Below are 19,817 nucleotides of genomic sequence, written 5' to 3' on the forward strand. Positions count from 1 at the left end.
ATGTCTACTTTGTAAGATTGACCTTTTCTGGTGGCATTTTCCCACGGAGTGAAGTTTTTTACCTTTAAAGCTCATAATCCGCCGTAAGATTCGTGAGGTGGCAAACGATTCTGGAGGCTGGGGCAGCTTTCTTCGATGTTGACGAGGCCGACAACGCACAACCAGATGGCCGAAAGGGTCCGGCGGCTCTTCGGCAAGGCGCCCTGCCGCCTGCAGGTTGCCGCTCTGCCCTGGCGTGAAGGCAAAGACGGCGTCGAGATCATGCTGATCACCAGCCGTGATACCGGGCGCTGGGTGCTGCCCAAGGGCTGGCCTGAGGCCAGGGAACCGCTTTGCAAGGCGGCCGCCCGTGAAGCAGGCGAGGAAGCCGGCTTGCGCGGCACCATCTCGCACCTTGAAGCCGGCCGTTATTTCTATGCCAAGGTCCTCGCCTCCGGCGAGGAAGTGCCCTGCGAAGTCCTGGTGTTTCCGCTGCATGTCGACCGCATCGCGGACCGCTGGAAAGAGAAGCGCGCCCGGACCCGCAAATGGGTTGGCGCCATCGAAGCAGTCCAAATGGTCCATGAACCGGACCTTTGCCAGATCATTGCCGGTTTTTGCGCCGCGCCGCACACTTTCATCTGATTGTCAGACGCGACCGAAATCATCGGAACTCAGCCGAGTCCAGCGATCGCCCATCAATCCGCCGATAAAGATGTCGCCGGCGCGGACCGCTTCCGCAACCTCGGCGATGCGTGAGCGCACCATCGTGCCGCCGGCATAGCGGAAGAAGAGACGGTTGTAGCCGAAGAGGTGCGGCAGGAACCTGCTTTGTGTCTGCCCGGTTATGCCCACGCAGCCCATCTCCCGGGCAGCCGCGATAAGGCCGTCCAGCGTCGCGCCCCAGTGGGGTCCGGGCGCCTGGATCTGCAACAGGTTCGCGATGCCGCCAGCCTGCCCGTAGAAGGCATGACAACCGACCATCTTGCCTGCTTCGTCGTAAGTCCCGCCGAAATGAAGTGGCCCGTCGGCCTGCTTTTCGGCCGCCAGCGCGAGCAGCCGCGCCAGTTCGCCATCCTTCCAGCTCGGTCGAAGAGCATAATCGGACATCAGGGCCGGCAGCCGCCCCGCAAACCGCGCGGCATCGATCCGCTCATGGTGGATCCGTCGCGGCGACGAAGGCTGGACCGGGGGCTCGAGCCGTCTTCCTGCGAGAGCATCGAACGCCCGCCCGCAGGGGCCGACCGGCAGCCGAGCCAGCCCGGGCCATTTACGCTGCAGCAAGGCAGCGGCCATGGCGCCCGGCTGAAAAACACAGGTCCATTCCAGACAATGCACCGGCAAGAGCTGATATTTCATCGGACGCGCGAAGGCCAAGGATGTCCGGTTGGCCGAATCGGTCAGATATAGATCGAACTCGCCCTGATGCAGGGCACGCAGCAATTGCGGCCCGGCCCAGCCGTGATCGGTGCTGGAATCGGTCATGAAGGGACCGATGATGGCGGCGTTCAATGCCCTTCCATTGAGCTCATAGCGGGCTTTCAGAACGCCCATGAACCCGCCGAGACCGCCCTGCGGGTTTATCTGGACAAGTGCCTTGTTCTCACCGCCGTCAAGATAGAGCTTTCTCATATAGTCCGCCGTCTGCGCGACCGCGTGATCGCGAAGGCGGCGACGGCGGAACTTCGTCAGGAAGAGTGCCGCGACCCGCTCGAGATCTTCGGCGGCGAGCGGCCGCACCGAGCCATGGTCGGGCACCGACGGCGCCGGCGTCTTTCTCGAACCCGCATTTGCGGAGACCAAATCCATCATGAATGCCTATGCAAGGTCCTCTGTCGGCGGGTGAGACCCTACAATTTCCAAAGAAATCTCCTTACGACCGGCATGCCTGTAGAAATCTTCAGGAGAGCTGCGCATGCCAGATCCGACTTGTCTTTCTGAAGGTATACGCCGACAACTGTTTAAAACAATGTATCCCTCGCGGCGTTGCTGATGAAATGAATAAAACTTTAAGTATATGGAGACGAATTTGAACGCCGCATTACCTCACTCAAGCCGCATGACGAGAGCGCGGTTGCAGACCTTGGATTGATCTGGCTGCCGCAGCGGAGCCGGACAATCGACGGCCCGGCCGGAGCCGGGCCGCCCTTTCCTCAGGCGACGAGGCCCTTGGTCAGTTCGAGCGCCTGCCGCTCGAACAGCCGCCGGTAGATGCCGCCATTGAGGCGGATCAGGTCGTCATGCGACCCCTCTTCGGCGATACGGCCGCGATCGAAGACCAGCAGGCGGTCGAGCGCCCGGACCGTCGAGAGCCGGTGCGCGATGACAAGGGTCGTGCGCCCCACCATCAGCCGCTCCATCGCCCTCTGGATCAGCACTTCCGATTCCGAATCGAGGCTCGATGTCGCCTCGTCCAGGATCAGGATGCGCGAATCCGCCAGGAAGGCTCGCGCGATCGCCACGCGCTGCCGCTCACCGCCAGAAAGCTTCACGCCGCGCTCGCCGACCAGGGTTCCGTAGCCCTTGGGCAGGTTGGTGATGAAATCATGCGCGCTGGCGAGTTTCGCCGCATGCTCGATCTCGGCCTGGCTGGCGCCGGGCCTGGCATAGGCGATGTTCTCGGCAAGCGAGCGGTGGAACAGGATCGGCTCCTGCTGGACGATGGCGATCTGGCTGCGCAGCGATGCCTGCTCGACCTGCGAGATGTCCTGCCCGTCAATCAGGATCCGTCCGGCATTCACGTCATAGAGCCGCTGGATCAGCTTGACGAAGGTCGTCTTGCCCGAGCCCGAATGCCCGACCAGTCCAATGCGCTCGCCAGCCGCGATGTCGACCGAGAAATCGCGGTAGAGCGGCAGAAGATGGTTGCCGTAGTGGAACGTCACCTTGTCGAAGGCGACGCGCCCATCGGTGATCCGGATCGGCCGAGCTCCGGGCCGGTCCTCGATGCCGAGCGGCTCGGACTGGAAGTCGACCAGTTCCTCCATGTCGTTGACCGAGCGCTGCAGGTTGCGGATATGCGTGCCGATGTCGCGCAGATAGCCCTGCAGCACGAAGAACGAGGTCAGCACGAAGGCGACGTCGCCGGCGCTCGCCTGGCCCCAGGCCCACAAGATGAGGGCAAGGCCGATGACTGCCGCCCGCATGACCAGCAGCAGCGCCCCTTGCGTGGTGCCGTTGGCGGTGCCGCGCATCCAGGTGCGGCCGGTGCGCAGCCGCCATTTGGCGACCACGCGCGCCAGCCGCGCTTCCTCGCGGGCCTCCGCGCCAAAGCCTTTGACGACCGCATTGCAGCTCACCGCGTCCGCCAGCGCGCCGCCCAGCCGCGTGTCCCAGCTGTTGGCGAGCCGCGCGGCGGGCGCGACATAGCCGAGCGACAGCATCGCGGTGACGGCGATGAACAGCACCGAGCCGGCCGCCACGACAGCTCCCATCAGCGGCCAGAACCAGCCGAGCAGCAGCGTCGATCCGACGAGCATGACGACCGATGGCAGCAGCGCGATCAGGATCGTGTCGTTGAGCAGGTCCAGCGCCCACATGCCGCGCGTGATCTTGCGCACCGTCGATCCGGCAAAGCTGTTGGCGTGCCAGTCCGTCGAGAAGCGCTGCACCCGATGGAAGGCGTCGGCGGCAATGTCCGACATCATCTTCAGCGTCAGCTCGACGATCCAAAGGAAGGCGACATTGCGCAGCATGACGCCTGCCAGCGCCAACGCCATCAGGATCGAGAACGCCGTCATCGCCGCGTTCCAGGCGACTTCATCGGTCCCGGCGCCGCTTGCGACCGCGTCGACCAGGCGGCCGGAATAGAAGGGCGTCAGCACATCGGCCAGCGTCGAGAGCAGGAATGCGCCCATGATGAGCGAAAGCCGCCACGGCTGGCGCTGCCAGTGGCTGAACGTGAAGCCGAGCACGCTGCGAAAGGCGCCGGCGCGCAGATCGATCTTGAAACGAGCCATGATGTCATCCGGGCGCAAACGAGCCCGGTCCCGGTAAAATCAAATTGGAAAACCCGCATCCGCGCCCTGCGGCGCCTCAAAAGAGCGGGAGGTTCAGTATGGTAGGCCGCCTGCCCTGAGGCGGCGACCGGCAGCGGCCAATGCCTGCGCTGCGTCCGGCCCTCCGAAAAACCTTCGGAAAGCCCGAGCAGACTTACGCTTCGCGGCCTCGCATAACGATATCAAATCCTGCCATACGGTCCTCCCGGAAGGGAATCGCGGAGAGGTTCTTATAGGGAGGCATCGGCCGATCGCCAAGCCGGACCGTCGCCAAAACGACATCTGGTCCAAGCACTGAGACGAATTTGCAACAACGGCGGGTTGCGCGGGCTGGCGCATGCCGCGCAGAAACGGCTGAATCGATTTCAGTCAGGCGCGCTTGAAGCCGTCGGCTTGCCCGCTATTCGATCCAGCCGCATGTAGCGTCCGTCCGTCGACGCCTTGAATCCGAACTTCTCGTAGAGGCTGTGGGCGTCGTCGGTCGACAGGCTCCAATGCGTCACCGTGCTGACTTCGGGATGATCGATCAGCGCCTGGACGAGCAGCTTGCCGATCCCCCGCCCGCGATGCTGTGGCCAGATGATGACGTCGGCGACATAGGCAAAGACCGTGTAGTCGGTGATCGCGCGGGCGAAGCCGACCTGCTCGCCATCGAGATAGGCGCCGGCGCAGAGCGAGTTGTCGAAGGCCCGGCGGTGGGCCTCGTCGGTCCGCGACGCGCCCCAATAGCTTTGCATGAGCTGATCGGACGTTGCCCGGAAATCGATCCGCAACAGGTCGAAGCTGATTTCTATGTCTTGCATGCGCTGCGCTGCCGCAATCTCGCCGGAGATCAACCGCGATCCCGGAACCGGTTGGTGATTGGATAGCGGCGGTCGCGGCCGAAATTCTTCCGCGTGATCTTCACGCCGGGCGCCGCCTGCCGGCGCTTGTATTCGGCGATGTAGAGCAGGTGCTCGACACGGGTCACCGTCGCCCGGTCATGGCCGCGTGCGACGATGTCGTCGACGCTCATCTCGTTCTCGACCAGGCATTCCAGGATGTCGTCCAGCACCGGATAGGGCGGCAGCGAATCCTGGTCTGTCTGGTTCTCGCGCAGTTCCGCCGACGGCGCCTTGTCGATGATGTTCTTCGGAATGACCTCGCCGGAAGGACCGAGCGCGCCCGGCGGCACATGGGAATTGCGCCAGCGCGACAGCGCGTAGACCTGCATCTTGTAGAGATCCTTGATCGGATTGAAGCCGCCATTCATGTCGCCGTAAAGCGTGGCGTAGCCGACCGACATCTCGCTCTTGTTGCCGGTGGTGACGACCATCGAACCGAATTTGTTCGAGATCGCCATCAGGATGGTGCCGCGCGCGCGGCTTTGCAGGTTTTCCTCGGTGATGCCTTCCTGGGTGCCCTCGAAGAGTTGGGTCAGCGCATGCCTGAAGCCTTCGACCGGCTCGGAGATCGGCACGATGTCATAACGACAACCGAGCGCGCGCGCGCAGTCTTCCGCGTCCTTCAGCGAATCTTTCGACGTGTAGCGGTAGGGCATCATAACAGTGCGCAACCGCTCCTCGCCCAGCGCATCGACGGCCAAGGCCGCGCAGATCGCCGAGTCGATGCCGCCGGAGAGGCCAAGCACGACGTTCTTGAAGCCGTTCTTGTTGACGTAGTCGCGCAGGCCGAGCATGCAGGCGCGATAGTCCGCCTCTTCCCGGTCGGGGATCTTCGACATCGGGCCTTCCGAACAGACCCAGCTATCGGAATTATTTCCATTTTGCGCGCCTGCGGCGACGCGGCTTCTTTTCCAGGTGGTGACGTCGAGCGCCTCCTCGAACTGGCTCATCTGGAAGGCAAGCGTCTTGTCGGAACCTATGGCGAAAGACGCCCCGTCGAAGATCAGCTCGTCCTGGCCGCCAAGCTGGTTGGCGTAGATGATCGGCAAGCCGGTTTCGATGACCTGGCGGATGACGACCTGGTGGCGCACGTCGATCTTGGCGCGGTAATAGGGCGAACCGTTCGGCACCAGCAGGATCTCGGCTCCGCTTTCGGCCAGCGTCTCACAGACCGCTATGTCGCCCCAGATGTCCTCGCAGATCGGGATGCCGATCCGCACGCCGCGGAAATTGACCGGCCCCTGCAGTTCAGGTCCGGCCTGGAAGACGCGCTTCTCGTCGAACTCGCCGTAGTTGGGCAGATCGAGCTTGTAGCGCTCGGCGATAATCTTGCCACCGTCGGCGACGACGATGGAATTATGCGTGCCGGTCTTGCGCTTCAGCGGCGTGCCGATGATGACGCCGGGTCCGCCATCGGCAGTATCCTGCGCGAAATCATCGGCCGCTTTCTCGCAGGCCTTGAGGAAGGAAGGCTTCAGCACCAGGTCTTCCGGCGGATAACCGGCGAGGAAGAGCTCGGTGTAGAGCACCAGGTCGGCACCCTGTCGCGCCGCGTCCGCCCTCGCCTCACGCGCTTTTGCCAGATTGCCGGCGACGTCGCCGACAGTCGGATTCAGCTGGGCGACGGCGATGCGCAGGATATCGGGAGCGGTCTTGGTCATGGAATGGATGTAGCGTGGCAGAAATCGCCCGGCAATGGCGATCGCTTGTGCCAATTAGGATCGATCGACCGATGTCGATCGTATCCCGACTAATCGGCGAAGCCGATTATGTCCTGATCGATCGCAGATCGTATCCTGATCGATCGGCGTCGGCCCGATCGTATCCTGATCGCCTAATCGCCCATATACTCGCGCAACGCCTCCGCCGACCGGTTCTCGCCGATCGACATCGCCAGGATGCGCGAGATGTGGCGGCGCGGCAGGCCGGTCTCGGCCGACCATTGGTTGATCTGCGCCTGGATTTTTTCGAGGTCCCGCTTCGAGGTTGGATTCTCGGCTATGTCGAGACCGGCATCGCGCAAGGCCGCCGCCATGTCGGCGGAAACGACGAACGTGTCCCATTCCAGCCAGCGCAGGAAATACTGGCCCGTGTTGCCGCCGAGCCGGCTGCCATGCTTGGCCAGATAGGCGGTCAGGCCGATCTGATCGTCGGCCGGCCAGGCGGCAATGAATTTGCCGAAGCTGCCATGCTCCTTCGAGACGCGGTCGACGAAGGCGGCATTGTCGCGCACCGATCTGATCTTCTGCGGGTTGCGCACGATGCGGCTGTCGGATGCCAGCTCGTGCCAGAAGTCGTCCGGCTGGAACAGAAGCCGCTTCGGCTCGAAGCCGAGGAACGCTTCCTCGAAACCCGGCCATTTCTGCTCGATGACCCGCCATACGAAGCCGGCGGCGAAGATCCGCTCGGCCATGGTGGAGAGAATGCGATCGTCGGGGACTTTCGCCACCGCCTTGTTGTCGGGCGCAGGGCCAAGCAGCGGCGCCAGCACCGCCTCCCCGCCCTTGCGCTTTGCCGCCCGTGCATGGATTTTCTGGAAATCGAGCATCTTTGCCCTCGCCTGTCCGCCGCAATCTAGCACTTCACGTGCGGCCCGGCAGCCTCTACGTCTATCGATGCCCGGGCGAAGGAGAAGGCAGATGAACAAGATCGTCGAAGACATGGCGAACCGCTTGCTCAAGCGCAAACCGGATGGTTTCGGTCCGCTCGAGAGCCGCGTGCTTCAATCGACGCTCGAGCGCACCACCATCACGCGCGACACCAACAAGGCCGTCGCCTTCCACGAGACCTATGGCGACCGCGTCGCCGACGCGATCGCCAGGATCGGCGGCTCCTGGACCTTCATCCTCGGCTTCCTGGCGTTTCTCTCCCTCTGGATCCTAGTCAACGCCTGGCTGCTGACGCGCGACGCCTTCGACCCCTACCCCTTCATTTTCCTCAACCTCGTGCTGTCGATGCTGGCGGCGATCCAGGCGCCGGTGATCATGATGTCGCAGAACCGCCAGGCCGAGCGCGACCGCATCGACGCGGCGCATGACTATGAGGTCAATCTGAAGGCGGAGATCGAGATCATGGCCCTGCATGAAAAGCTCGACGAGCTGCGCCACAGCGAGATCATCGGCATGCGAGACGAGATCCTGCGCATGGCCGAACAGATCAGGCGCATCGACGAGAAACTGTCGGCGCGGCCCGTCACAGAATGAACGGGACCATCCATCATCTCATCGAGCAATACGGGCTGATCGCGGTCTTCCTGGGCTGCGTCGCCGAAGGCGAAAGTGCCGCGATCCTTGGCGGTTTCTTCGCTCATCAGCACGTCTTCGTGCTGTGGCAGACTTTCCTAGCCGCCTTCCTCGGCGCCTTCGCCGGCGACACGTTCTTCTTCACCCTCGGCCGCAGCTTCGCCGAGCATCGCTATGTGAGGAGGTTGCGCAGGCGGCCGGGCTTCAGCCGCGCCTACCGCCTGCTCAACACCCATCCCAACATCTTCGTGCTGACCAACCGCTACATCTACGGCATGCGGCTGGTCGGCGGTATCGCTGCAGGCCTGTCGACCGTGCCAATGTCGCGCTTCGTCATCCTGAATGCCATCTCTTCCGCCGTCTGGGCGGCTCTGTTCAGCGCTATCGGCTATGTCTTCGGCCTGGGCGCGGAGCGCATGGTGGGCCAGGCGTTCGAGCGGCATGAGCGCCTGCTCATTGCCCTTGGCGTCGGCGTCGGCGTCGCAATCATTGCCTGGCTGGTCGGCCATCATTTTGCCGGACGCGAACGCGCCAAGGAAGATCGGGCAGGATCCTGATCCGCCAGGATCAGATCGGCGCGCCGGTGAGGCGCTCGATCAAGGCGATTCCCCAGACGCCGCCGGCGATCACGATCGAAATCAGCACCGCCAGTGACCCGCAATCCTTGGCGAGTTGGATTTCGATGTGGAATTCGCGCGAGATCGCGTCGCAGGCCGCCTCGATGCCGGTGTTGAGCACTTCGACCATGATCAACAGCAGAACCGCGCCGATCAAAAGGGCATAACCGCGCCAGGAGACCGAGATGAACCAGCCGGCCGGCAGGGCAAGCGCCAGCAACAGCAGCTCCTGCTGAAATGCCTTTTCATGCGCGGCCAACTTGCGGAAGGCCCGAACCGAATTGATGAAAGCGTCGATCAGCCGCTGCATGCCCAGCCCCGTTTCGAGTCACCGTGAGGGGATATCGCAACGGCCGGATCAAGGGAATAAGCCAGCCGCCGCAAATTCACCCGTCGGCGACCTTTATCGACGGCGTCGATTTCTCGAACTGCGGCAGCCCGTCCTCGATCGAATAGTAATCGCCCTTGTCGCCGACGAAGATGTGGCTTTCCGCCGTGAGGCCGCTCGGCCTCTCGAAGGATCCGGCCATGATGGAAATCGTATCCAGTTCATTGTGCTTCCAGAAGAGCAGCGAGCCGCAGGTCCGGCAGAAGCCGCGTTTCGCCACATCCGAAGCACCGTACCAGCTGAGCGCGTCGGCCCCTTCTATGACGATATCGGCATCCCTTGAGGCGGTAGCCGCGACGAAATGGCCGGTCTGCCGGCGACATTGCGAGCAATGGCAGTAGACGACGCCGCGCAACGGGCCACTCGTCCTGAAACGCACCGCCCCGCACAGGCACGATCCGCTGTGGTTGTCGTCCATTTCCGGCCTCCTTCGACCATCTGCCCGATCCATTACCGGACAGAATTTCAGGTTTGAAATGGCTGGGCGCAGGCAAATGCGACACCGAAGCGACGCGTTTCAAAAGCTGCGCCTCACACGACTCTACATCCTGAGGTAGCAGAGACATCGGGGAAATGCAGGCTATTAAGGAAACTTTAGCGCAACTGCATCTATGTTTCCCACAAGCGGAGGTCGTGAGGGGACGCGCATTCGCAATTCCGATTCAAATCCCCGAGTTAGCGACTCCCGGCGGTGGCAGGTCTCCGGTCGCACTGAAGGGGCAGTGAAGACGATATGCAACCGGCAGCCATCCCGCCTGACAGGAATACCGACATCGCCAGCACGGTCGTGGCGACGATGCGCCAGCTCGGCGTGCTCGGCCTGCCGCGCAACTACGAAATTTTCTATGAGGCGCTGAACGGTAGCAACCATGAGCTCAGCCTTGCCGTTGTCGGGCTGAGCAATCGCCCGACCCAGGAGGACCTCGACGGCATCGGGCGCACCTTCTTCCCCCAGCATCACGGACCGGCCATCGTCGAGCATGCCCGCGAGATGGTCGCCAAGGAGCTCGAGGACATCGCCGCGCTGTTGCGTAGCGAGCGCTCGCATATCGAGAAATACGGCCGTCTCCTCGACGAGACCTCGAGCGGCCTGAGCAATCGCAGCCTGCTTTCGCAGGAACTCCTGCATAAGATCGCCAGCGCAATGTCGGCCGCCACCAGCTCGACGATCGATCATGGCCGCCAGATCGCCAGCACGCTCAGCGAAAAGACGGCCGAGCTTGAAAGCGTCAAGTCGAAGCTCGAGGAATACAAGCGGCTTGCCGACACCGACCCGCTCACGCAACTGTGGAATCGACGCGCCTTCGACAAGGAGATCGCCCGGATCTACAACAGCAATCGCGGCATTCTGTTCAACGCCTTGATCCTTGCCGATATCGATCATTTCAAGGACATAAACGATCGTTACGGCCATCCGGTCGGCGACAGGATCCTGCAGATCATCGCCGAGATCTTCCAGTCCAGCGTGCGTTCCGACATGTTCGTCGCGCGCACCGGCGGCGAGGAATTCGCGTTTATCGTTGAAGGCGCCAGCGAGGACGCCACATACGAGATCGCCGAGCGCATCCGCGCGCTGATCGAGCAGACCCCATTCACCAGCAGCCAGACCGGCATGAATTACGGCACCGTCACCGTATCGCTGGGCATCTGCATGGCCTCGGAGGCGGAAAACCCCGAGGACCTCTACACCAAGGCGGACCGGGCGCTTTACCGCTCCAAGGTCGGCGGCCGCAACCGTGTGACAAGGCATTCGGCCACTGGCGGACGAGCCGGCAAAGGCTGGCTGCTTTACAAGAAAGACTGACATCACCCTTTCCAGAAGAATTTTTGTGGACTATATTTTCCACAGAAATGAATGGGTGCGCTTATGCAACGTCCAGTCGCGGCCGCGGCGGCGGCCGAAAACGCCGTCATCACCAAGGCCACGCTGCGCGCGGCCGATCTGCTCGACATCACCGCCAGGACGCTCGCTTTGGTGATCGGTGTGTCGGAGGCAACGGTCTCGCGCATGCGCAAACAGGAGTTCCTGCTTGAACGCGGCACCAAGCCGTTCGAGCTGGCGGTGCTGTTCGTCCGCCTGTTCCGCTCGCTCGACGCCATCGTCGGCGGCGACGAGACTGTGGCGCGGGCATGGCTGAGGAATCCCAACATCAGCCTCGACGGCACGCCGCTCGAGAAAATCCTGACCATTGCCGGACTTGTCGATGTCATTGCCTACCTGGACTCCCGGCGCGCTCTCGTCTGAGGCCGTCAGGCTCGAAGGCAAATACTGGCGCATGGTGGAGGCGCAGCACCGCGTGTCGACCCTGAAGCTGGTCGACACGCTCGACGAGCAGTCGCTGCTCGAGGACCTCGTCGAGGACACCAAGCCACATATCCCACTGGAATGCCGCCACCTCCATTATCTGCTGGCGACGCCTTTCCGCTACGGCTCCGTCTATCCATACGGCTCGCGCTTCCGCCGCGCGGGCAAGACGAAAGGCGTCTACTACGCGGCCGAGACAGTGCTGACGGCGGTGGCGGAGATGGCCTTCTACCGCTTGCTGTTCTTTGCGGAGTCGCCGGCGACGCCATGGCCGAACGATGCGGCGGAATACACTGCCTTCGCCGCCGCGATCAAATGCGAGCGCGCGATCGACCTGACGCGGCCGCCGCTCGATCGCGACGTAAAGGCCTGGACGCTGCCCACCGATTACACCGCCTGTCAGGCGATCGCCGATGTCGCGCGCGAAGCCGAGATACAGGCGATCCGCTATCGCTCGGTGCGCGATCCCAAGGGCGCCAACATCGCCTTGTTGACGTGCAAGGGCTTTGCCAAGGCCAGGCCGCTGGAGCCACAGACCTGGCGTATCCGGATCGGCTCTTTCGGCCTGCAGGCGATCTGCGAATTCCCCGAAAGGCGGCTGGAATTCTCACGCACCGCTTTTGCCGATCCGCGACTGGCCGGCATGCGTTGGGAACGCGGCCACTGAACTCGGAAAACTCTCTCGAGATTCAGGACGGGCCGGCAGATAGCTAAGCCAAAATATTGACCGCCCGCGCCGCCACCAGGGCGATCGTCAAGAGCGAGATCATCGCTTCGGCCATCATCAGGAGCTTTGCGCGCTGCGTGAGCGGCAAGGTGTCGGTCGGCGAGAAGGCGGTGGCGTTGGTGAAAGCCAGGAAGAAATAGTCCACAAAGCCCGGCAGCCAGCCTTGTATCTCGCGATCTGGCAGCGTCATTTGCGGGAACAGGAAGTCGGCCTGCGCGCGCTTGACCAGGCCACAGGTCGGCGGCCCGCCCCTATCCGTGCTCCAGAACCACAGCGCAAAGACGATCACATTTGTGACCCAGATGTTGAGGGCATCGACAAGCAGCGTGGTGCCGGCGCCGGCGCGCCCTTCCAGCAGCGCTCGCACCAGGAAAACCAACGATCCGCAATTCATGATGCTGATGACGCCGGTCATCACCAATGCCGTGCGGCGGATGTAGAGGCGCAATTGGCCGACCGCGTACCAATGCTCATGGTCGACTGCCTTGCGCGTCTGCATCTGCGTCCAGGCTGTCGCCACCGACAAGGGCACCAGCAGTGCCGCCTCGACGGTCGGTGCCAGCCAGCGCGGACCGAAGGACAAATTGTTGATGACCAGAAGCTGAAGACAGATGATGACGAGAACCGCCGCGCGCGCCGACCAGAAGTCGAGAGCGCGATGATGGATGACGGCGTGCTGGTGACGCATGGAGACACCTGTATGGCTAAACCGCGGCGCCTTGGGAGGCGGACCGGCTCAACCAACATTCAGCCGGCCACGGTTCTGCCCGAAGCGCCGGCGACGGGTTCCATCGCAATCTTGGTTTTACAATGTTGCGGCAGCATACATTTTCGTAAGCTTTTGCTATCGGACTGTTCAGAAATCCGCCGGTGTGGTTTTAGGCCCGCATGTCGAGAACCAGCGAATCCGTTGATCTTTGGACGGCGGCAGCCGCCGCGGAAGGCAATCCGCCTTCGATCTGGAACGGACTGATCCGGCATCCATGGCGATTGCTGGCGCTTTTGTGCCTCACGCAGATCGCTTGCTGGACCGTCATGCCGGCGCTCGTCAACGTGGGGCCGCCATACGACGTCGTCGAGGGGTTCATGTGGGGCCGCGAGTGGGTTCTGCTGACCTACAAACACCCACAACTGCCCTGCTGGCTGCTTGAGATCAGCCATCTCCTGACCGGCTCGTTCCGCTGGCCGCAATATATGCTTTCGCAACTGCTGGTCTCGACGACCTTCGTCCTGGTCTACCTTCTCGCGCGCGACATCATGGGTTCGACCCGCGCTCTCGCCGCGGTGTTGCTGATGCCCTCGATCTACTTCTTTGGCTGGCCGACCCCGCAATTCAACCACGACTATGCGCAGATGCCTTTCTGGGCCGGCATCTCATGGCTATTGTGGCGCGCGGCGCGCGACGGACGGCCCGGCTGGTGGCTCGCCCTCGGCGTCGTCTCCGGCCTGGGACTCTACGCCAAGTTCTCGACGGCTTTGCTGCTGGTTTTCGGCGGCATCTGGCTCTTGTACGATAGCCGTGCCCGGAGCCGGCTCGCCACCCCATGGCCGTGGCTTGGCCTTGCGGTTTTCCTTGGCATCGCGGCGCCGCTGGCGGTCGAGCTTTTCCGACTCGATTTCCTGCCGCTGACCTACGCCGCGCACCGCAACGAATGGGTCCTCGCCCACCGCGCCCGGCTTTACTATATCGGCGTCCAGCTTGCCGGGCTTTCCGCTGTTCCCGTCGTTCTTGCTCTGTCCGGCCTGCTGCGGCGGCGAGCAAGCCCCGCGCAGGAGCCCTTGCAGACTCAGCCGGCTCCCGAGCGACGCGCTATTATCTACCTGGCATGGATGGGTCTGGGGCCAGCACTCCTCATCATGATCGCCTCGCTGCTCACAGGCACCGGCGAGTCCTGGGGCGCGACGATGTACAATCTCGTGGGCGTCCTGGCGATCGCGCTCCTGGGCCACCGGCTGGGAGCGACGGAATTACGCCGGTTGACGGTGCTGGCCCTGCTATGCGTGGTCGCCGTATCGAGCGCCTACGCCGTCACCCGCTGGACCGGCTGCAACGTCCGCGGTCGCCTGCAGCCGATGTGCTGGCCGGCGCAATCGATTTCACGGACGGCCGAGACGATCTGGCATGAGGCGGTGCCCGGGCCGTTGGGCATTGTCGGCGGCGAAGACGGCGTGGCCCGGCTCGCCGGGCTGGAGGCCGCGGACCAGCCTTCCATCTTCACGATGCTCGACAGGCGTCTCGCGCCATGGATCACCGACCAGCGCCTGCGGGATCAGGGAATGCTGCTGGTATGGCCAAAAGGCTGGCCACTCACGCCGCAGCAATTGGCCTGGACCGACGGCCTGCCGGTCAAAACGGTGTCTTTCGACTGGTCGCTCAGGGCGCCGCCCCTGGAGATCAACTTTGCCGTCATTCCACCCGGCGGATCGAGTTTCCCGGGAGACCCGCCCGGGCCACCCGACCCGGAATGACCGGCTAAAGCATGTCTCCCGAAAGTGGGAACCGGTTTCGGGACAAAGACATGCATAAAATCAAAAACCTAAAGCGGTATGGAGCGAATCTGAAAGATCGCGACGCGCTTTAGGCTTGATCCGCCCGCCTGAATTGAAAAGGCGCCGGTTTCGCCGGCGCCTGCAATGATCAAATGCCGGGGCGCTGCTCAGGCATTGGCAACCTGCTTGTGCTGGATCGGATGGCTCTTCTTGAGCAGGTCCGAGACCAGGAAGGCGAGCTCGATCGCCTGGTCCGCATTAAGGCGCGGATCGCAATGGGTATGATAGCGGTCGTGCAGGTCCTCGGCCGTGATGGCGCGGGCCCCGCCGGTGCATTCGGTGACGTTCTTGCCGGTCATCTCGACATGGATGCCACCCGGATGCGTGCCTTCGGCGCGATGTACCTCGAAGAAGGTCTGCACTTCCTTGAGAATTCGGTCGAACGGCCGCGTCTTGTAGCCGGCCGCCTCGATGGTGTTGCCATGCATCGGATCGGACGACCACACGACGCTGCGGCCTTCCTTCTTCACCGCCCGCACCAGCTTTGGCAGGTGCTCGGCAACCTTGTCGGAGCCGAAGCGCGCAATCAGCGTCAATCGTCCAGGCTCATTCTCGGGATTGAGTAGGTCGATCAATTCCAGCAAACCATCCGGCGTCAGCGAAGGTCCGCATTTCAGGCCAAGCGGGTTCTTGATGCCGCGGCAATATTCGACATGGGCATGGTCGGGCTGGCGGGTGCGATCGCCGATCCAGATCATGTGGCCCGACGTCGCGTACCAGTCGCCGGAGGTGGAATCGACACGCGTCAGGGCTTCCTCGTAACCGAGCAGCAGTGCCTCGTGGCTGGTGTAGAAATCGGTCTCGCGCAGCGCGAAATTGGTTTCCGACGTGATGCCGACCGCGCGCATGAATTCCATCGTCTCGGTTATGCGGTTGGCGAGCGATTCATATTTCTCGCCCTGGGGGCTGTCGGCGACGAAGCCCAGCATCCAGCGATGCACGTTCTCCAGGCTGGCGTAGCCGCCCTGCGCGAAGGCGCGCAGAAGGTTGAGCGTCGCGGCCGACTGGCGGTAGGCCATCTCCTGCCGGGCGGGATCCGGGATGCGCGACCTGGCGTCGAACTCAATGCCGTTGATGATGTCGCCGCGATAGCTCGGCAATGTCACCCCGCCCTTGGTCTCGTTGTCCGAGGAACGCGGCTTGGCGAACTGGCCGGCGACGCGGCCGACCTTCACCACCGGCTGTGCGCCGGCAAAGGTGAGCACCACCGACATCTGCAGGAAGACGCGGAAGAAGTCGCGGATGTTGTCGGCGCCATGCTCGGCAAAGCTCTCGGCGCAGTCGCCGCCTTGCAGCAGGAAGGCTTCGCCGGCGGCGACCGCCGCCAGCTGCTTCTTCAGCTTGCGCGCCTCACCGGCAAAAACCAGCGGCGGGAATGTGGCGAGCTGGGCTTCCGTCGCCTTCAGCGCGGCAAGGTCCGGATAGGCCGGAACCTGCTTGATCGGCTTCTCTCTCCACGAATTCGGCGACCATTTCGTCATCGCTGCACCCAATACTCTTCTCGGCGAGCGCCCGTGCCCGCTATTTTCGCCCCAACAGAGGTCGCGGCTCCTTACACGAAGCCGACTGGCTATTCTAGCCGGGTTTTTCAGCGGTGGCGAATGGTCGGGGTGCTGCTACGCAGCCTTGTCGACGAGCCGCGCCAGCTGCGTCATCACCACGGCGGAGCCCGCCAGACGCTTCTCCGCGTTCGGCCAGTCGCGAATAAAGACGACGCTGTGGTCGGCCCTGATCTTGGCCAGCGAGCCCTGCTCGCCGATGAACTTGACCAGCCCCACCGGATTGGGGAATTCGCGCTTGCGGAAATGGATGACGACGCCCTTCGGCCCTGCGTCGAGCTTCTCGACATTGGCCTTGCGGCAGAGCGCCTTGATGAAGACGATCTTCAACAGATGCGTCACCTCTTCCGGCAGCGGCCCGAACCGGTCGATCAGTTCGGCCCCAAAACCGTCGATCTCCTCGGTGGTTTCGAGGTCGCCGAGGCGCCGGTAAAGCGCCATGCGGAGCTGCAGATCGGGCACATAGCTTTCCGGGATCATCACGGCCGTGCCGACCGCGATCTGCGGCGACCAGCCACCGTCCTGAACTTCACCGGTGTCCTTCACCTCGGCCACCGCCTCCTCCAGCATCTGCTGGTAAAGCTCGAAACCGACCTCCTTGATATGCCCCGACTGCTCTTCGCCGAGAAGATTGCCGGCGCCGCGGATATCGAGGTCGTGGCTGGCGAGCTGGAAGCCGGCGCCGAGCGTGTCGAGCGACTGCAGCACCTTCAGGCGGCGCTCGGCCGTATCGGTCAGCTTGCGGTTGGCCGGCAGCGTGAACAGCGCGTAGGCGCGCACCTTCGAGCGGCCGACGCGGCCGCGCAACTGGTAGAGCTGTGCCAGGCCGAACATGTCGGCGCGATGGATGATCAGCGTGTTGGCGGTCGGGATGTCGAGGCCGGATTCGACAATGGTGGTCGACAGGAGCACATCGTACTGCCCGTCATAGAAGGCGTTCATGATGTCGTCGAGCTCGCCCGGCGGCATCTGGCCATGCGCCACCGCCACCTTCAGCTCCGGCACGGATTCCTTCAGGAAATCATGGATTTCGGCCAGGTCGCTGATGCGCGGCACGACATAGAAGGAATGACCGCCGCGATAGCGCTCGCGCAGCAGCGTCTCGCGGATGACCAGCGGATCGAAGGGCGAGATGAAGGTGCGCACCGCCATGCGGTCGACCGGCGGCGTGGCGATCAGCGACAGCTCGCGCACGCCGGTCAGCGCCAGCTGCAGCGTGCGCGGGATCGGCGTCGCCGACAGCGTGAGCACATGCACGTCGTTCTTGAGCTCCTTCAGCCGCTCCTTATGCTTGACGCCGAAATGCTGCTCCTCGTCGATGATCAGAAGTCCGAGATTCTTGAACGAGATCGAGCTGCCGAGCAGCGCATGCGTGCCGACGACGATGTCGATCGTGCCCTCGGCAATGCCTTTCTTGGTTTCGGCCAGCTCCTTGGAGCCGACCAGGCGCGAGGCCTGGGCGATGCGGATCGGCAGGCCTGAGAAGCGCTGCGAGAAGGTCTTGAAATGCTGGCGCGACAAAAGCGTCGTCGGCACCACGACCGCCACCTGGAACCCTTCCATCGCCGCGATGAAGGCGGCGCGCAACGCCACCTCCGTCTTGCCGAAGCCGACGTCGCCGCAGACCAGCCGGTCCATCGGCTTGCCGGCGCCGAGATCGTCCCTGACGGCATCGATCGCGGTCTGCTGGTCGTCGGTCTCCTCATAAGGGAAGCGCGCGGCGAACTCGCCATAGAGCCCTTCCGCCGGGATCATGGCGGGTGCGGCGCGCATCTGCCGCTCGGCGGCGATGCGGATCAATTGCCCGGCCATGTCGAGCAGGCGCCGCTTCAGCCGCGCCTTGCGCGCCTGCCAGGCGCCGCCGCCCAACTTGTCGAGCGTCGCCTCGGCCGAATCCGAGCCGTAGCGCGACAGAAGCTCAATGTTTTCGACCGGCAGGAACAGGCGGTCGTCGCCGGCATAGTGGATTTCGAGACAGTCATGCGGCGCGCCGACAGCCTCGATGGTGCGCAGGCCGATGAAGCGGCCGATACCATGATCGGCATGGACGACGATGTCGCCGGCGGACAGCGACGAGGCCTCGGCGATAAAATCGGAAGCCTTCTTCTTGCGCTTCGAACGACGGATCAGCCTGTCGCCGAGGATGTCCTGCTCGGCGACGACGACCAGACCGTCGGTCTCGAAACCGGCTTCGAGCGGCAACACGGCAAGACCCGCCTGCCCCGGCTCGAGCTTTTCGACCTCGGCAAGCGTCGCCACGGTCTTCAGATTACCGAGATGATGTTCGGCCAGGATCTGGCCGAGCCGGTCGAGCGAGCCCTCCGTCCAGCCGGCGACGATGACCCGGCGACGCGCGGCGCGCTCATCGGCAATGTGCTTCACCACCACGTCGAACACGTTGATGTTCGGGTCGGCGCGCTCCTCGGCGAAGCTGCGGCCGTGCCGCGAGCCGGCATGGAAGACCTTTTTGCCTCCGACATCCGGGGCATCGAACACCGTAAAGTCGATATCTTCGCGCGGACCGAGCGAAGCCTTGAGATTGTCAGGCGACAGGTAAAGCAGGTCCGGCGCCACCGGCTTGTAGGGCACGGCATCCTTGAGCGCGGTGTCGGCCTGTTTCCGGCGCGCCTCGTAATGGTCGAGGATCAGCGTGTGCCGCTCGGCCAGCGCCTCATGCGCCAGATGGTCGAAAACCACGGGCGCATCGGGCAGATAGTCGAACACGGTCTCCAGCCGCTCGTAGAAGAAGGGCAGCCAGTGTTCCATGCCGGCGAAGCGCCGGCCTTCGCTGACCGCCGCATAGAGCGCGTCGTCGCGCGACGGCGCGCCGAAAGCCTCGATATAGGAGCGGCGGAAGCGGCTGATCGTCTCCGGCGTCAGCGCCACCTCGCTCATCGCTTGCAGCGACATCGACTTGCGCTGCCCGGTGGTGCGCTGGGTGGCGACGTCGAACACGCGGATCGATTCCAGCGTGTCGCCGAAGAAGTCGAGCCTGAGCGCCTCGCTCCAGCCGGGCGCGAAGAGGTCGAGAATGCCGCCGCGCACAGCGAATTCGCCGAGCCCGCGCACCGTCGGCACGCGCTCGAAGCCGGAAATCTCCAGCCGCGCGATCAGCGCGTTCATGTCGATCTGGTTGCCGGGCCTGGCGTGGAAGGTCTGCGCCTCGATCAATTCGGCCGGCGGGATACGCTGCAGCAGCGCGTTCGCGGTGGTCAGGATCACGGCGCGATGCGGCTTCTTCGCCAGCGCGATCATGGCGGAAAGCGCGTCGAGCCGCCGCGCCGCGGCATCGGCGCCGGGCGAAACGCGATCGTAAGGCAGGCAGTCCCAGGCCGGCAGTTCCAGCACCGGCAGGCCCGGCGCGGCAAAGGCGAGGGCTTCGATGATCGCCGGCAGCCGCTGGCCGTCGCGCGCGACGAACAGCACCGGCTTGTCGGGCGCGATCTCCTGCGCCGTCTGGACCAGGGCGAAGGCTTCGTAGCCGTCGGCGACGCCATCGACGATGAACTGGCCGGCGCGGCCCTTGGGCAGGCCGATGGAAGGAATGAGGCTCATGGATAGGCGTTTT

Annotated in this window: 17 protein-coding genes; 7 read left to right on the top strand and 10 right to left on the bottom strand. The window is 63.6% G+C overall.

Features of this window, described 5'->3' with window-relative positions; genetic code table 11:
* Positions 1-135 precede the first annotated feature (135 nt).
* On the top strand, positions 136-624 hold the full coding sequence (locus E5X34_RS03095) for an NUDIX hydrolase (protein WP_292560897.1): 489 nt from the start codon (positions 136-138) through the stop codon (positions 622-624).
* Between the two features lie 3 nt (positions 625-627).
* Here the strand turns inward: E5X34_RS03095 and E5X34_RS03100 are convergent, their stop codons facing one another.
* The 5 genes from E5X34_RS03100 to E5X34_RS03120 form a co-directional block, all read right to left on the bottom strand.
* Positions 628-1,791 carry a hypothetical protein gene (locus tag E5X34_RS03100; RefSeq protein ID WP_292560900.1) on the bottom strand — a complete coding sequence of 388 codons (1,164 nt, stop codon included), beginning with the start codon at positions 1,789-1,791 and terminating at the stop codon, positions 628-630.
* Positions 1,792-2,132: 341 nt separating this feature from the next.
* Positions 2,133-3,938, bottom strand: a complete 1,806-nt coding sequence (locus E5X34_RS03105; RefSeq protein ID WP_292560903.1) for an ABC transporter ATP-binding protein — start codon at positions 3,936-3,938, stop codon at positions 2,133-2,135.
* 404 nt (positions 3,939-4,342) lie between these two features.
* Entirely contained in the window at positions 4,343-4,780 is a 438-nt protein-coding gene (locus E5X34_RS03110; RefSeq protein WP_292560906.1) for a GNAT family N-acetyltransferase, read from the bottom strand.
* Between the two features lie 29 nt (positions 4,781-4,809).
* Positions 4,810-6,522: an NAD+ synthase gene (locus E5X34_RS03115; protein WP_292560908.1), complete on the bottom strand. Its 1,713-nt coding sequence runs from the start codon at positions 6,520-6,522 to the stop codon at positions 4,810-4,812.
* 173 nt (positions 6,523-6,695) lie between these two features.
* Entirely contained in the window at positions 6,696-7,409 is a 714-nt protein-coding gene (locus E5X34_RS03120; RefSeq protein ID WP_042644388.1) for a DNA-3-methyladenine glycosylase I, read from the bottom strand.
* A gap of 91 nt (positions 7,410-7,500) precedes the next feature.
* Here E5X34_RS03120 and E5X34_RS03125 point away from each other — a divergent pair, with 91 nt between their 5' ends.
* Positions 7,501-8,064, top strand: a complete 564-nt coding sequence (locus tag E5X34_RS03125; protein ID WP_292560914.1) for a DUF1003 domain-containing protein — start codon at positions 7,501-7,503, stop codon at positions 8,062-8,064.
* The gene (locus E5X34_RS03130; RefSeq protein ID WP_292560916.1) at positions 8,061-8,660 is read left to right on the top strand and encodes a DedA family protein; all 600 of its coding nucleotides are present in this window, start codon (positions 8,061-8,063) and stop codon (positions 8,658-8,660) included. The genes E5X34_RS03125 and E5X34_RS03130 overlap by 4 nt, the downstream gene beginning before the upstream one ends.
* A gap of 10 nt (positions 8,661-8,670) precedes the next feature.
* Here E5X34_RS03130 and E5X34_RS03135 read toward each other — a convergent pair whose 3' ends face one another.
* Positions 8,671-9,030: a diacylglycerol kinase gene (locus tag E5X34_RS03135; protein WP_126060526.1), complete on the bottom strand. Its 360-nt coding sequence runs from the start codon at positions 9,028-9,030 to the stop codon at positions 8,671-8,673.
* Between the two features lie 76 nt (positions 9,031-9,106).
* Positions 9,107-9,526, bottom strand: coding sequence for a GFA family protein (locus E5X34_RS03140; protein WP_095815206.1), 420 nt, complete (start codon positions 9,524-9,526; stop codon positions 9,107-9,109).
* A gap of 315 nt (positions 9,527-9,841) precedes the next feature.
* Here E5X34_RS03140 and E5X34_RS03145 point away from each other — a divergent pair, with 315 nt between their 5' ends.
* The 3 genes from E5X34_RS03145 to E5X34_RS03155 all read left to right on the top strand — a co-directional run bounded on the left by E5X34_RS03145 (position 9,842) and on the right by E5X34_RS03155 (position 12,080).
* Positions 9,842-10,912 (top strand): GGDEF domain-containing protein, encoded by a 1,071-nt coding sequence (locus tag E5X34_RS03145; RefSeq protein WP_292560921.1) that lies wholly within the window; start codon positions 9,842-9,844, stop codon positions 10,910-10,912.
* 63 nt (positions 10,913-10,975) lie between these two features.
* The gene (locus tag E5X34_RS03150; RefSeq protein WP_292560924.1) at positions 10,976-11,353 is read left to right on the top strand and encodes an antitoxin Xre/MbcA/ParS toxin-binding domain-containing protein; all 378 of its coding nucleotides are present in this window, start codon (positions 10,976-10,978) and stop codon (positions 11,351-11,353) included.
* Positions 11,313-12,080: an RES family NAD+ phosphorylase gene (locus tag E5X34_RS03155; RefSeq protein ID WP_292560927.1), complete on the top strand. Its 768-nt coding sequence runs from the start codon at positions 11,313-11,315 to the stop codon at positions 12,078-12,080. Before E5X34_RS03150 ends, E5X34_RS03155 begins: the two co-directional genes overlap by 41 nt.
* Positions 12,081-12,123: 43 nt before the next feature.
* Here E5X34_RS03155 and E5X34_RS03160 read toward each other — a convergent pair whose 3' ends face one another.
* Positions 12,124-12,828 carry a hypothetical protein gene (locus E5X34_RS03160; protein WP_292560929.1) on the bottom strand — a complete coding sequence of 235 codons (705 nt, stop codon included), beginning with the start codon at positions 12,826-12,828 and terminating at the stop codon, positions 12,124-12,126.
* Positions 12,829-13,175: 347 nt separating this feature from the next.
* Here E5X34_RS03160 and E5X34_RS03165 point away from each other — a divergent pair, with 347 nt between their 5' ends.
* Entirely contained in the window at positions 13,176-14,609 is a 1,434-nt protein-coding gene (locus E5X34_RS03165) for a glycosyltransferase family 39 protein (RefSeq protein WP_292560932.1), read from the top strand.
* A 188-nt stretch (positions 14,610-14,797) separates the two neighbouring features.
* Here E5X34_RS03165 and E5X34_RS03170 read toward each other — a convergent pair whose 3' ends face one another.
* Entirely contained in the window at positions 14,798-16,171 is a 1,374-nt protein-coding gene (locus E5X34_RS03170; protein ID WP_126082404.1) for a class II 3-deoxy-7-phosphoheptulonate synthase, read from the bottom strand.
* A 135-nt stretch (positions 16,172-16,306) separates the two neighbouring features.
* Positions 16,307-19,804, bottom strand: a complete 3,498-nt coding sequence (gene mfd, locus E5X34_RS03175) for a transcription-repair coupling factor (RefSeq protein WP_292560936.1) — start codon at positions 19,802-19,804, stop codon at positions 16,307-16,309.
* Between the last annotated feature and the right edge of the window lie 13 nt (positions 19,805-19,817).

This window comes from Mesorhizobium sp. (genome assembly GCF_004963255.1).
Classification (GTDB): Bacteria; Pseudomonadota; Alphaproteobacteria; order Rhizobiales; family Rhizobiaceae; genus Mesorhizobium.